Here is a 14764-nt window from a genome sequence, read left to right on the forward strand (position 1 = left end):
TGATGCTTTCAATTTGCCGAAGGAGAGAGAGAAAATGCAAGGTAGAAGTAATGAAGAAATGGGTAATGTAAGTTTGTTGGGGAATCAAGGGACAAATTATTTAGATAATTATGCTCCAGAAATATTAGAGTCATTTCCAAATAAGCATTTGGATAATGATTATTTTGTTAAATTTAATTGTCCCGAGTTTACGTCTTTATGTCCAATGACAGGGCAACCAGATTTTGCGACTATTTACATTAGCTATGTTCCAGGGGAGAAAATGGTTGAAAGTAAGTCATTAAAACTTTACTTATTCAGTTTCCGTAATCATGGTGACTTTCATGAAGATTGTATGAATATCATTATGAAAGACCTCATTAAGCTGATGGAACCAAAATATATTGAAGTATGGGGTAAATTCACACCTCGTGGTGGAATCTCGATCGATCCATATTGTAATTATGGTCAACCCGGAACAAAGTGGGAAGATATGGCTTGGGAACGACTTAAAAATCATGATTTATATCCCGAGAAAGTGGATAACCGTTAGGTTAAAGGGGGTATAATGATGAAATTAGTTTTATTAAGTGGTGGAGTTGATAGCTCTACAGCCTTAGCTCTTGCTAAATCAACCGATCCAGATATATTAGCAATTACTTTTACGTATAATCAACAACATGAACAAATGGAATTACTAGCCGCTCAAAAAGTCAGTGAATATTATCAAGTCAACCATAAAATTATGGATTTAAGTTCAATTTTTTCAGATAGTCAATCTGCCTTGAGTTTAAATAACGACATCCCAATTGCTGAGGGAGCATATGGAGAATCTAATGAACTTAATACAGAAGTGGAGTTTCGAAATGGTGTCTTTTTAGCAATATTAGCTTCATTGGCTAAACAGTATCGAGCTGATGAAATTTACTTCGGTGCACATCAAGACGAGTCCGGAACAGTTTATCCTGACTGTTCGCCTGAATTTATTCAAACAATGAATCAAGCGATTCAGCTTGGTACAAATAATTCTGTATCAATAAAAGCTCCCTTCATGACTAGGTTAAAAAAAGATATTGTAGCCACAGGGATTGAATTGGAGGTACCTTATGAGCTAACTTATAGCTGTTACAAAGGGACTGACCCTGCTTGTGGAGTTTGTGGTACGTGTATTGACCGCAAAAAAGCTTTTGAAGCGAATGGACTGGAGGTAGCATAAAATGCAAAGTATAAAAACAAAAAAATTAGTTAATAATGCGTTGTTAGCATCATTATACGTGGCCTTGACTTTAATTAACCCGATCTCTAGTGGGATATTCCAGTTTAGAGTGTCAACATTATTAGTACCAGTTCCATTTTATCAACCTAAATTAGCACCAGGAATACTCTTTGGTGTGATGATCAGTAATATTTTTAGTCCATTAGGGCCAATTGATATATTATCGGGTTTTCTAATTCAATCCGTGACTCTTTATGTGTTTAACCGATTATTCAAATCCGCTTATATTAAAAGTATAGCTTATGGAATATGGTGTGGCATCGTGGTTGGGGCGACCTTGCATTATGCAGTGGGCGCACCGTTTTGGGTAAGTGTCATCAGTGTTGCGATATCTAACATTATCGTAGCTTTAATAGGTACATTTGTTGTAGAGAGATATCTCTCTTCTTTCATAAAACAAATGGCACATTAAGTGTATTAATTTAATTCATCAATGAGCAGAAATCTAAATAGATTTCTGCTTTTTTTGTTATTTTTGAATTGCAAACACCTCAAATTTAAAAAACAAGTTTTATGCATGAATTAAAAAATAGTAAATCGAACGATCGACTGAATCCTTATACGGAACACTGCTATTCGTAATTCCAGTACAAAAAAATTAATTGCTTTCTAATACGAAAAGATAACCAGGTAAATTGCCTGGGTTTTTGCTTATATATACCGCTTTCTATGTTGATATAGCACAATAAAAATATGGAGAAAAATTACAAGTTTAGAGGAGTCAAATTTATGTATAAAGATAACGAATTGATTATCCGCACATTGAAAGAACAAGATTTAAATCAATTGTGGGAGTTTATATTTAAGGAAGATAATCCAGAATGGAAACAATGGGATGCACGTTACTACCCACATGCATCAAAGTCCTATGATAATTTTTTAAAGGATTCTAATCAATGGGTTGATCAAGTTGATCGATGGGCAATTGAATATAAAGGAAAGCTGATCGGGACTGTCTCCTATTATTGGGAGCACGAACCATCGCTGTGGTTAGAAACTGGTATTGTGATTTATGATGCGTCCAATCGAGGACAACATATTGGTAGGCGTGCATTATCTCTTTGGATTAGTCATTTATTTAATACATTACCCTTAGTTCGTGTGGGGTTGACGACTTGGTCTGGAAATGAACCGATGATCAAAGTCGCTGAGAATTTAGGCATGCAGATGGAAGCGCGAATACGTAAAGTAAGACTATACAATGATTATTATTATGACTCAATTCGCATGGGGATTTTACGTGAGGAATGGGATAAATTAAATAAATTTGAATTGGAGTAGCTTATTGCTGCTCTATTTTTTTTGATAAATTTGTATGCTATTTTTAAAAATTCAACTGTTAGATAAAAACCCTTACGAATAACTTTGCAAGTCTTATGTAAATATAAATATTATTTTAAGCCGAACGTTCGACTATAAAGCTTCTGAATTGTTCTCATAAAGATTGTTTCAAATTTTTATAAGGTGTAACTTAAATATGACAAAAAAGTTTTTTATATAAATATACGAATGGGAGTGAAATGTTTGATGAGAACGATTGAAGGAATGAGCTCAGTAGGAGCGAATTTCCGAGGCATCGATAGTGTCGTAGAGTCTGGTGGATTATTTGGTATTTGGAATCATCCCTTAGCTAATAAAATCACCTATTTTGGACTTCATGCTTTACAACACCGGGGGCAAACGAGTGCTGGGATAGTAACAAAAGATGAGAACACTTTTACGAGTTTTCGCGGTCGAGGATTAATTTCACATATTTTTGATACAGAAGATAAATTAGAGAAGTTAGTAGGGAACAGCGCCATTGGTCAGGTTCGTTCTGCCACTGTTAGCGATCAGGCAGATGATTCGAATATTCAACCGTTATTATTTCACTTCAATAATCAATCGATAGCCATCACGCATAATGGAAATTTAACTAAAGCCTTGTCTTTACGTCAACAATTAGAGGACGAGGGGGCCGTATTTTCCACAAACTCTGCGGCTGAAATTTTAATTCATTTGATTCGACGTTCAAAGAAGAATAATTTTACAGATGCTTTTCAATCATCCATCGAACAATTAAATGGTGGGTTTAATTTTTGTTTATTAACGGATGATGCGTTGTATGGAGCTGTGGATAAACATGGATTTAGACCACTAGTCATCGGACAGTTTTCTAATGGTGCTTATATCTTAGCTAGCGAAACATGTGTGTTATCAAGTGTTGGGGCAAAATACGTCACAGAAGTGCAGGCTGGGCAATATGTAGTTATAAATGATGAAGGTTATCATATCACAAACTACACTAACTCACAGAAAGCAACACTTGAACCAATGGAATTTATATATTTTTCACGACCTGATTCTGATATTTCAGGAATTAATGTTCATACTGCACGAAAAGAGATGGGGCGCCGTTTAGCTAAAGAACGGCCAACACACGGGGCAGATTTAGTGATTGGCGTACCTAACTCATCACTTTCTTCTGCAAGTGGTTACGCCGAAGAACATAGTTTGCCTTATGAGATCGGATTAATTAAACATCAATATATTGGTAGAACATTTATCCAACCCAATCAAGAATTACGGGAACAAGGAGTTCGGTATAAACTTTCTGTTGTTGAAAGTCTAATACGTAATAAATCAATTGTCCTTGTTGATGACTCGATAGTGCGGGGGACGACAGTGCGCCACTTAGTTGAGTTACTTAAAGGGGCTGGAGCGAAAGAAGTTCATTTAAGAATTGCCAGTCCGCCTATTCGATTCCCAAACTATTACGGCATTAATACAACACATACAGAGGAATTAATTGCTGCGAACTACACAATTAAAGAGTTAAATGAATTGTTTGGTAGTGATTCACTTGGCCACCTGTCAGTTAAAGGCTTAGTTGATAGTATTAATTTTGATAAGAATATCCCGGATCAGGGAGTTAGTTTAGACGCCTATACCGGTCAATACCCTTCAGATATAGGAGATTATCAGAATGAATTTCAAGAAAGTTTAACCCCATTACAAAAGAAAATTTTAAAAGGAGAATTTAGTGATGAGTAATGCATATCAACAATCAGGTGTCGATATTGAAAAAGGATATGAGGCAGTTGATCGAATGAAGAAGCACGTTAATAGAACGATGCGGCCAGAAGTTATGAATCAATTAGGAAGTTTTGGAGCATTGTTTAAATTGGATACGAAGCAATATAAAAATCCAGTGTTAGTTAGTGGTACGGATGGAGTTGGAACAAAAATATTACTTGCTCAACAGTCAGGTAAATTAAACACCATCGGTATCGATGCAGTGGCCATGTGTGTCAATGATATCTTAGCCCAAGGTGCTCAGCCTTTATTCTTTTTAGATTATCTTGCTGTAGGCAGTACAGTTCCAGAAGATATTGAACAAATCGTTTCAGGTGTAGCGGAAGGTTGTGTTCAAGCCAATGCTGCACTTGTTGGGGGCGAAACAGCTGAGATGCCTGATTTATATGCAAATGGTGAGTTTGATTTAGCGGGATTCTGTGTCGGAGTTGCTGATGAAGCAAATATTCTAGACGGTTCTAAAGTTAAGGCTGGGGATGTGCTCATTGGTTTACCGAGTTCAGGCATTCACTCAAATGGTTATTCATTAGTACGCAAAATATTCTTCAAAGACCATGAAATGAACTTTGAAGATCAACTATCAGATGGACATACATTGATTGATCATTTGTTAACCCCGACTAAGATATATGTCAAAGAAGTCATGCCGTTTGTCGATTCACAAAGTATTAATGGTATAGCGCATATTACCGGCGGTGGCTTCTTTGAGAATCTACCGCGCATGTTCTCAAAGAGTTTGACGGCAGTGGTAGATGTTCATACGTGGACAATCCCAACTATATTTAATGAATTACAGAAATTTGGAGAATTAGACCTTGAGGAAATGTTTAACGTTTTTAACATGGGTATCGGGATGGTCTTAGCAGTTGAAGAAACAAAAGTAGAAACAATTCTCTCAAGTATCAATGAAAGTATGGTTATTGGACGCATCGAGGATCAAAAGAATGAGGGCGAAACTGTTCGTCTAAATATAGATAAGGAGTAGTACTTGACTATGAATCTAGCACTATACGCTTCAGGAAATGGAACAAATGTACAAGCCATCATTGATGCAGTAAAAGCAGGAGAGATAGCGGGAAATATTAATTGTTTAGTCTGTGACAATCCTAAAGCTTATGTGGTTAAACGGGCAAAGGATGTAGGGATTGATACTTTAATCTTAAGTCCCAAAGACTGCCAAAGTCGCCAAGCATGGGAGCTTGAAATTATTAAATATTTAGAGGCTCATCAAGTTGATTTAATCATTCTAGCTGGCTTTATGCGAATTATTGGAGCGGACATACTCAATCACTATCCGAAAAAAATTATTAATATCCATCCATCACTCTTACCGGCGTTCCCTGGTCGTAAAGGCATACAAGACGCATATAATGCTGGTGTAAAAGAGAGTGGAGTCACAGTCCATTATGTTGATGCAGGGATTGACACAGGAGAAATTATTGCTCAGGAAAGACTTCAAATTCAACCGGAATGGACATTAGAAAAATTAGAAAATAAAATTCATCAAATAGAACACTCTTTATATCCGAAAGTGATTCAACAATTGGCAAAAGAGTTCAATGAGAAAGGAATCAATGTAAAATGACAAAATATGCACTACTTAGCGTATCTGATAAGACTGGAATCATCGAAGTAGCTCAAACGCTTGTAAATAATGGAATTGAATTATTATCAACAGGAGGCACCTTTAAGACTATCGAAGAAGCGGGTATTCCGGTAACTGCCGTGGAAGATTATACAGAATTTCCAGAAATGATGGATGGACGTGTAAAAACGTTACATCCAAAAATTCATGGTGGCTTATTAGGGTTACGCGATAATAATGAGCATATACAAGCTATGAATGACCACGGTATTTCAACGATTGATTATGTCATTGTTAATCTATATCCGTTCAAAGAAACAATTACTAAACCTGATGTCACATTGGCAGATGCGATTGAAAATATCGATATCGGTGGTCCGTCAATGCTACGTAGTGCAGCAAAGAACTATCAATCAGTCACCGTTGTTACAGATCCCGCAGATTACCCAACATTAATTCAACAACTTACAGATAATAATGAAAGTACTTATGAATTTAGACAGTATTTAGCTGGTAAAGTGTTTCAATTGACCTCTCATTATGATGCATTAATTTCAGATTACTTAGATCAGTTTAACAAGAAAGAACAAAACTTTGAAGTTAACCAGTGGTCCCACAAGACCTTAACTTATTCAGAAAAGCAATCTTTACGTTACGGGGAGAATAGTCATCAATCGGCTACCTTCTATAAAGAACTCAATGCACCGAAATCTTCCATTGCAGCAGCCATTCAATTGAATGGTAAAGAATTATCTTACAATAATCTAAAGGATGCGGATGCAGCGATTAAGATTGCAAGAGAGTTTACAGAACCAGTAGCCGTAGCAGTTAAACATATGAATCCATGTGGTGTGGCGATAGCAGATACAATTGAATTAGCCTTTGAACGTTGTCAACAAGCGGACCCTGTTTCAATATATGGTGGAATTGTGGTCGTGAATCGGGAAGTATCATTGGAATTAGCTAATGCTTTAGGGAAAATATTCTTAGAAATTATAGTAGCACCAAGCTTTAGTCCAGAAGCATTGGAAAGATTAACTAAAAAGAAAAACTTACGTCTTTTAACTATCGATTTTGATGAAGAATCAAATATTGATCAAGAAGAATATGTTTCAGTTTCAGGTGGATTATTAGTACAAGCAGTGGATCAATCCAATGAATTGGTGAAAGATTCTTTAACAGACATTCCAAATACATGGGATGTCTCAACTAAAAGACAACCCTCGCTTGAAGAGCTAAAAGCGATGAACTTTGGTATGAAAATTGTTAAACATGTTAAAAGTAATGCAATATTAGTGACAAATGATTATATGACCTTAGGAATTGGAGCAGGGCAGATGAACCGTGTCGGTTCCGCTGAAATTGCTCTAAAACAAGCAGAAGAAAAAGATGAATTCCTAAGACAAACTTATGTAATGTCGAGTGATGCTTTTTTACCAATGTCAGATACTGCCGAATTAGCACATCGACGAGGTATTACGGCTATTGCTCAACCAGGTGGGTCGAAATATGATCAAGACTCTGTTCAAGTTTGCGATGACAATGACGTTGCTATGGTTATGACTGGTTACCGCCATTTCAGACACTAAAATATATTAATTAGGAGAGAACCCAATGAAAGATATCTTAATTATTGGATCGGGCGGACGTGAGCATGCCTTGGCACTTGCTTTTGCCCGCAGTCCTCAAGTAGAGCAAGTATATGTTGCCCCGGGTAATCCAGGTATGGTTATGACTAATCATAATATAGAATGTGTAAATATTCCGGTAACAGAAATCGAACGTTTAGCGGAGTTTGTAGAAGGCTCAGCGATTGACCTGACATTTGTTGGTCCCGAACAACCTTTGGAGTTGGGCATTGTTGATTATTTTATAAGTCTCAATTTACCTATCATAGGGCCAACAAAAGCGGCTGCACGTTTAGAAAACTCGAAGAATTTCGCTAAAGATATTATGTCACTTGCAGAAGTAAAAACAGCTAAACATCGTTTTTTTCAAGCAGGAGAATGTCAAGAAGCGATTGAATATGCAGAAGCTTTAGGATTACCATTTGTAATTAAAGCAGATGGCCTTATGAGTGGTAAGGGTGTAGTGATTCCAGAAACGATGGAGGAAGCTGTGAGTACACTTGAGTTGATGATGGATAAGAATAATAAAGAAGTGCTCATTGAAGAATTTTTAACAGGAACAGAATTTTCCCACTTTAGTTTAGTTAATGGATCTCATATCATTTCACTAGGTACGGCATGCGACTATAAGCGTGCACTTGATAATGATCTAGGATTGAATACTGGAGGCATGGGTTCTTTCGCTCCAGTTCCTTGGTTTGATGAAGAAGCGGAACAACGTGTATTGACTGAGATTGTTCATCCAATTGCCAATCAAATGATTGAGAACGAAACACCGTTCACTGGTATTCTATATACTGGAATCATCTGGACGAGTGAAGGGCCAAAAGTGATTGAATTTAATACTCGTTTAGGAGATCCAGAGACTCAAGTCCTACTTACATTGTTAGAGAATGACTTCTATGAAGTCGCCCAAGCTCATTTAGATCAATCACCCATTGATATTCGTTTTAAAAAGCAATTTAATCTAGGAGTTGTCCTTGCAGCCGAAGGCTATCCAAGTCTGCCAAAGGCAGATATTCCTTTAAATATTCCAAAGTCAATCGAAGAGAATATTTACTTTGCTGGGGTAGGTGGTAGTCCCGAGATGGAGCTCCTTTCAAAAGGAGGACGAATCTTAATGGTTACTTCTAGTGGCGATACTATTGAAGAAGCTAGGGAAAAAGTTTATAACGATATGAAACAATTTGATATTCAAGATACATTCTACCGAACAGACATTGGTTTACATCGAAATAAGGAGGCGTAAAGCATGACAGAACAAACAGATATTGCTGTAGTCATGGGCAGTATTTCTGATTGGGAACAAATGCAACATTGTTGTCAATTTTTAGATACACTAAATTTAACTTACGATACAAAGGTAATCTCGGCTCATCGTATGCCTACGGAGATGATTTTTTTTGCAGAAAATGCTAAGAGCAATGGTTATAAGGTGATCATCGCAGGTGCTGGGGGAGCTGCTCACTTACCAGGTATGATTGCTTCAAGTACTACATTGCCCGTTATTGGTATACCGATAAAATCAAGCGCACTAAGTGGGATGGATTCACTCCTTTCAATCGTCCAAATGCCAGCTGGTGTACCAGTCGCAACGATGGCAATCGGACCAGCAGGAGCCAAAAATGCTGGATTAATGGCAGCAAGAATTCTAGCTGTGACTGACAAAATAGTTGAGAAATCTTTAAAAGAATTTCAAGTGAATCAACGACAAGCTGCTCTGGAGAGTAATGGTGAATTGAATGACTAAGGTAATTCAACCGGGCGCAATGATTGGTATTATAGGTGCTGGACAACTTGGAAAGATGTTAGCTCAATCTGCCCAAAAGATGGGCTATAAAGTAGCAATGTATGATCCTAACCCAACTTCTTGCGGCTTTGCTGTTGCTCATTCAACAACAGTAGCGGATTTTACGGACAGGGAAGCTTTATTGAAATTTGTTCAAAGCGTTGATGTAGTCACTTATGAGTTTGAAAATATCGATGGTGACTTACTTAAAGAACTGGAAAGTGAAAGTTATTTACCACAAGGGACAAACTTATTACTGAACTCACAAGATCGAATTAAAGAAAAGAATTGGCTGAATCAACAAGGCATACCTACGACAGACTTTGCTGAAGTGAATAGTTGGACGGATTTAACAGAGGCGATCAAAACAATCAATATACCAGCGATTATAAAAACAACGCGTTTTGGTTACGACGGTAAAGGACAAGTTTTCTTAACTGACAAATCAGATTTAGAAGCGAAGCAATCAGATATTGAAGCCTTGTTAAAAGAGCAAACTTTAATTTTAGAGGCATTTTGTGACTTTAAATATGAAGTGTCGGTCATCGTTTCTCAAGATTTATATGGAAACATTGAAATATTTCCAATAAGTCAAAATCAACATATCAATGGTGTCTTATACTCCAGTATTGTTGGAGCGAATTACTCTGAAGACTTGACTGATCAAATATATGACATTGCTGAGAAGATTGCTAAAGCAGGGAAGCTTATTGGTGTATGTGGGATTGAATTCTTTATTACTGAGGATGAAGAAGTATTTGTTAACGAAATTGCTCCCAGACCTCATAATACTGGGCATTATACAATCGAAGCGACTAACGTATCTCAATTTGATCAACATATTCTTGGAATAACAGGTCGTTCACTGATTAATATTCGCTTGTTTGAACCAGGATTAATGATTAATATTTTAGGTCAACATTTACCTTATGTTGAAAAAGTTAGTCAACAATATCCCGAAGCGATTTATCACATATATGACAAAGGGGAAGCTAAAAAACAACGCAAGATGGGGCACTTTACACTTACAAAACCTGACTATAATCAGTTAGAAACGATGCTCTATCAATCAACAAGCCTAAAGGCATGGCAAGACTTATTCTGATAAAGAAAAGGGGACAGACATGGAATTACTCTATCAAGGGAAAACTAAAGATATTTATCAAGGATTGAATCAGTCGATGATTCTAAAGTTTAAAGATGATGTGACGGGGACAGACGGTAAGTTTGATCCTGGTGCAAATCAAATTGGTTTATCTATTGAAGGTATGGGAAATTTAAACTTAAGATTAACAACATTATTCTTTCAATTACTTAACCAGTCTGGTATTCCTACTCATTTTATTGATTCAAATCTTAATGAAAATACAATGACAGTGAAGTCTGCAAGTGTATTCGGTAAAGGGTTAGAAGTCATTACTCGATTTAAGGCAACGGGTTCATTTATTCGTCGATACGGGGAATATATTGAAGATGGAGCAAAACTAAATAATTATGTCGAATTTACGTTAAAAGACGATAAAAGACAAGATCCATTAGTGACTAAAGATGGGCTAATTGCCTTAAATATATTAACGAATAAACAATATGAGATATTAATTGATTTAAATATTCAAATAGCACAGATCATCCAGAAAAAACTAGCTGAACATGGGTTTGATTTATACGATATAAAATTAGAGTTCGGTTATGTTAATCATCCAGATAATATTATTCTTATCGATGAAATTTCTGGGGGGAATATGCGCGTTTACAAGGAAGGGCAACTTGTTGACCCTATTGAATTAGCACAATATTTCAATGATTTATAAGGAAAGGACAAATTAATGAGCAAATTTATAGTAGTACCAGCGCAAGATTCTTCATTCTTATTAAAAGAAGCGCATCATTTCTTGAAATTAACAAACTTGCAAGCAGTAAAGCAATATGACGTTTTTGAAACTTCGGATGAAAGTGAATTAACTTTAGTCGAGCCTTTATTTGAACAAGGTATTATTTACGATAACTTAGAGTCATTTAACACTTCCACTGCATTTCGTTATCGCCAAGTATTGGGGCAATATGATGAAGTAGAAGAGATGACTAACCGTATTATACAAAATATTGAAGGACATGATCTTTCTTTACATCATTCAAGAATTATTGATTTAAAAGGTTTAACTGAAGTCGAAGTAAAAACTTTCAAAACATATTATATTAATGAAACAGAAACTGAACTCGTTTCTTTTAATGCTTTAAATTATGATATGGGAGTCAGCCAAGGCTTAGATTTACAAGAAATAGAAGGTTTTAATGATTTAGATACGGTTGGCTTACAAGAGTTAATTAAAGATTATTCAATGGACCTTGCTGATATAGAAGTCGTTCAAGCGTATTTTCAATCAGAAGCAGTTAATCCAACTGTCTTCCAATTAAAAGTCATCGATACATACTGGTCAGATCACTGTCGCCATACGACATTTTTAACTGAATTGACAGACATATCCGTGACTGAAGGTAAATACCAAGAAGCCATTGAAGCTACTATCGCAGAGTATAATGACGTGCGTGATTCAGTCTATGCTAATCGTCCTAAAGTTAAACCAGTTACATTAATGGATCTTGCAACGATTAATGCAAAACATGCAAAACAATTAGGTCTGTTAGATAACTTAGATGAATCTGATGAAGTGAATGCTTGTTGTATTCGCATTAAAGTGGATGTTGAGGGTGTTGAAGAAGATTATTTACTCTACTTTAAAAATGAAACTCACAATCACCCAACTGAGATTGAACCTTTCGGAGGGGCGGCTACATGTATTGGTGGGGGGATTCGTGATCCGCTTTCAGGTCGTAGCTACGTTCATCAAGCGATGCGAATTACTGGAGCTAAAAACCCGAATGCGTCATATGAATCAACACGAGATGGTAAATTACCACAACGTATCATCTCACAACGTGCTGCTATGGGATATAGTGACTACAGTAACCAAATCGGACAAAGTGCTGGTTACGTGCGCGAATATTACCATGACGGCTTTGAAGCTAAGAGAATGGAATTAGGTGCCTTAGTTGCTGCTGCTCCAGTTGATAACGTTGTACGTATCAAACCAGAACCTACGGATTTAATTATTTTACTTGGTGGACGTACTGGACGTGACGGATTAGGTGCAGCAGTTGGATCATCAATGGTTCAAACTGAGAAATCAATCGAACTACAAGGGGCAGAAGTCCAAAAAGGGAGCCCGACCATCGAACGAAAGATTATTCGCTTATTCCGTAATCCAGAAGCTACGCGCTTAATTAAGAAATCGAATGACTTTGGTGCTGGGGGTGTATCAGTAGCTATTGGTGAGCTTGCTGATGGCTTAACCATTGATTTAGATAAAGTTCCGACTAAATATGAAGGAATGGATCCTAGCGAAATTGCCTTATCAGAGTCTCAAGAACGAATGGCTGTTGTCGTTTCTAAAGCTGATGTTGATAAATTTATTACGCTATCAGAAGCTGAGGACTTAGAAGCGACAGTTGTGGCAGAAGTGACTGATTCATCTTATATGGTGATGCGTTATAACGGTGAAGAGGTTTTCCGCATAAAACGTTCATTCTTAGAATCGAATGGTGGCGCCAAAGCAGCAGATGCTGTCATTAATTATTCTGATGTAAGTCAATTCTTTTCTGATTCACGAGATGTATTAACTCAGTTACAATCGATTGAAAATGCGAGTCAAAAAGCATTATCACAAAACTTTGACTTTACGATTGGAAAAAATACAGTTCTTGCACCATTAGGTGGGGAGAAGCAGGTAACTCCTCAAGAAGGAATGGTCGCAAAAATACCTGTCTTAGGCCAAGATACTTCAACTGCTTCAGTCATGACAGTTTCATTCAAACCTGATCTAGCAACGCTCTCACCATACCACGGTGCTTATTATGCCGTTGTTAATTCAGTAGCTAAAGCTGTGGCCTTAGGTGTTCCTTATCAAGAAACTCGCTTAACATTACAAGAATTCTTTGAGAGTATGGTGAATGAGAATAGTTGGGGTAAACCGACCGCTGCCTTACTTGGAGCCTTTAAATCAATGAAACAATTAGGTTTAGCTGCCATTGGCGGTAAGGACAGTATGAGTGGTACCTTCGAAGATATTGAAGTTCCACCATCACTTATTAGCTTTGCCGTTGCAACAACAGACTTTACAAAAGTCAATTCGCGAGAATTAAAATCTACAGACTCAAAAATTGTTTTATTAGAAGCTAGATTAAATGCAGATGATTTACTAGATACTGATGAAATTAAAGCTACCTTTGAAACGATTACGAACTTAATTAACGAGAATAAAGTTCGTTCAATCTCAACCATGGACGATAAGACGATTGAAATGAATCTGATTGAAATGGCTCTAGGTAATGCGATTGGTTTTGACATGAAAGCAGAATACTTGCATAAAAAATCTGCCTTAGGTTTCTTAATAGAAGTCGCTTCTGATGTAGATGTTAAAGGTAGTGTCATTGTTGCCCAAACTAATAGTAGCAATGAAGCGAAATTTGATCAAATTTACTCTTTAGAAGAATTAGCACGCCTATATGCGGAACCATTAGCTGATGTATTCTCGGATATTGAATTGGTAGCTACTTCTGAAGAAGTGAAACCAGCTTTAGAGATACCAGAAATTTCATCGAATGCCAAGGTGTTAATCCCTGTTATGACGGGGGTACATGGTGAGTATGATTTATATGAATCTTTCAAACGATATACTGATCACGTTGACTTTTTTATTATTAAAGAGGAATTAGGTTATAAAGAATCAGTTAAAGAATTTGCAAGTAAATTAACAAACTATGATGTCTTAGCTTTTCCTGATGGTTCTATTCTATCTAACCGTCTGCAGTACGGACAAGCGATTGAGTTATTAATTAAAGATATCAAAGAGGAATTAGAAGCCTTTGCCAAAGATAAGTATATTTTAGCTATAGGTGCCTCATTTGCTGGATTTGTTCGGAGTGGTTTAATTGAATTTGGTCAAGTCCAGTCAGGCACATCGATTAAGTTTAAAGAAAATCCTATGGAGAAATTTGTTTCATCTGTCGTAACAGCTAATGTCGTAAAAGAATCAAACTTTGCGACCGAAGGTTCATATTCAACAGCCATTGCTGGTGACCACTTAATTGTTGAATTAGATGAAGTAGCATTAGAGCAACAAATCCTATCAAAATACAATACATTCTTTGAAGGTGAAGCGGGGATAGATGCTATGGTTGATCCAAGTGGGCATATCCTTGGAGTTAATAGTAACTTTGAACGATTTAACTTGGATGGCTTCAATAATTTAGAAACGAATGAAGCACCATTTATAGCAAATTTATTAAAAGTTGTAGGAAAATAATTAAATAGAAAATTGAAATCACCCCCTAAGGCTAAAATCTCTGGGGGTGATTTTTATGTTGTTAACTTA

The 14764-nt window shown here is 36.6% G+C and carries 13 protein-coding genes; all 13 read left to right on the plus strand.

The window, feature by feature from the left end:
* The first annotated feature begins 34 nt into the window (after nt 1–34).
* The 13 genes from queF (at nt 35) to FEZ33_RS00215 (ending at nt 14695) form a co-directional block, all read left to right on the plus strand.
* A complete protein-coding gene (gene queF / locus FEZ33_RS00155) occupies nt 35–532 on the plus strand; it encodes a preQ(1) synthase (RefSeq protein ID WP_138403358.1) in 498 nt (165 codons plus the stop codon).
* An 18-nt stretch (nt 533–550) separates the two neighbouring features.
* A complete protein-coding gene (gene queC, locus FEZ33_RS00160; protein ID WP_138403359.1) occupies nt 551–1195 on the plus strand; it encodes a 7-cyano-7-deazaguanine synthase QueC in 645 nt (214 codons plus the stop codon).
* Nucleotide 1196: 1 nt separating this feature from the next.
* Nucleotides 1197–1667 carry a QueT transporter family protein gene (locus FEZ33_RS00165; protein ID WP_138403360.1) on the plus strand — a complete coding sequence of 157 codons (471 nt, stop codon included), beginning with the start codon at nt 1197–1199 and terminating at the stop codon, nt 1665–1667.
* 317 nt (nt 1668–1984) lie between these two features.
* Entirely contained in the window at nt 1985–2536 is a 552-nt protein-coding gene (locus FEZ33_RS00170) for a GNAT family N-acetyltransferase (protein WP_138403361.1), read from the plus strand.
* A 246-nt stretch (nt 2537–2782) separates the two neighbouring features.
* Nucleotides 2783–4288, plus strand: coding sequence for an amidophosphoribosyltransferase (purF, locus tag FEZ33_RS00175; protein ID WP_235888736.1), 1506 nt, complete (start codon nt 2783–2785; stop codon nt 4286–4288).
* Nucleotides 4281–5315 carry a phosphoribosylformylglycinamidine cyclo-ligase gene (gene purM, locus FEZ33_RS00180; RefSeq protein WP_138403362.1) on the plus strand — a complete coding sequence of 345 codons (1035 nt, stop codon included), beginning with the start codon at nt 4281–4283 and terminating at the stop codon, nt 5313–5315. Before purF ends, purM begins: the two co-directional genes overlap by 8 nt.
* 9 nt (nt 5316–5324) lie before the next feature.
* Nucleotides 5325–5915, plus strand: coding sequence for a phosphoribosylglycinamide formyltransferase (gene purN, locus FEZ33_RS00185; RefSeq protein ID WP_138403363.1), 591 nt, complete (start codon nt 5325–5327; stop codon nt 5913–5915).
* Nucleotides 5912–7504, plus strand: coding sequence for a bifunctional phosphoribosylaminoimidazolecarboxamide formyltransferase/IMP cyclohydrolase (purH, locus tag FEZ33_RS00190; protein ID WP_138403364.1), 1593 nt, complete (start codon nt 5912–5914; stop codon nt 7502–7504). The genes purN and purH overlap by 4 nt, the downstream gene beginning before the upstream one ends.
* 25 nt (nt 7505–7529) lie before the next feature.
* Complete coding sequence (gene purD, locus FEZ33_RS00195) at nt 7530–8792, plus strand: phosphoribosylamine--glycine ligase (protein ID WP_138403365.1); 1263 nt, start codon at nt 7530–7532, stop codon at nt 8790–8792.
* Nucleotides 8793–8795: 3 nt separating this feature from the next.
* Nucleotides 8796–9293, plus strand: a complete 498-nt coding sequence (purE, locus tag FEZ33_RS00200; RefSeq protein ID WP_138403366.1) for a 5-(carboxyamino)imidazole ribonucleotide mutase — start codon at nt 8796–8798, stop codon at nt 9291–9293.
* A complete protein-coding gene (purK, locus tag FEZ33_RS00205; RefSeq protein WP_138403367.1) occupies nt 9286–10437 on the plus strand; it encodes a 5-(carboxyamino)imidazole ribonucleotide synthase in 1152 nt (383 codons plus the stop codon). The genes purE and purK overlap by 8 nt, the downstream gene beginning before the upstream one ends.
* A gap of 19 nt (nt 10438–10456) precedes the next feature.
* Nucleotides 10457–11143 (plus strand): phosphoribosylaminoimidazolesuccinocarboxamide synthase, encoded by a 687-nt coding sequence (locus FEZ33_RS00210; RefSeq protein WP_138403368.1) that lies wholly within the window; start codon nt 10457–10459, stop codon nt 11141–11143.
* Between the two features lie 15 nt (nt 11144–11158).
* Entirely contained in the window at nt 11159–14695 is a 3537-nt protein-coding gene (locus FEZ33_RS00215) for a phosphoribosylformylglycinamidine synthase (protein WP_138403369.1), read from the plus strand.
* The last annotated feature ends 69 nt before the right edge of the window (nt 14696–14764 follow it).

The sequence above is a fragment of the Ruoffia tabacinasalis genome, from assembly GCF_005864045.1.
GTDB classification, from domain to species: domain Bacteria; phylum Bacillota; class Bacilli; order Lactobacillales; family Aerococcaceae; genus Ruoffia; species Ruoffia tabacinasalis.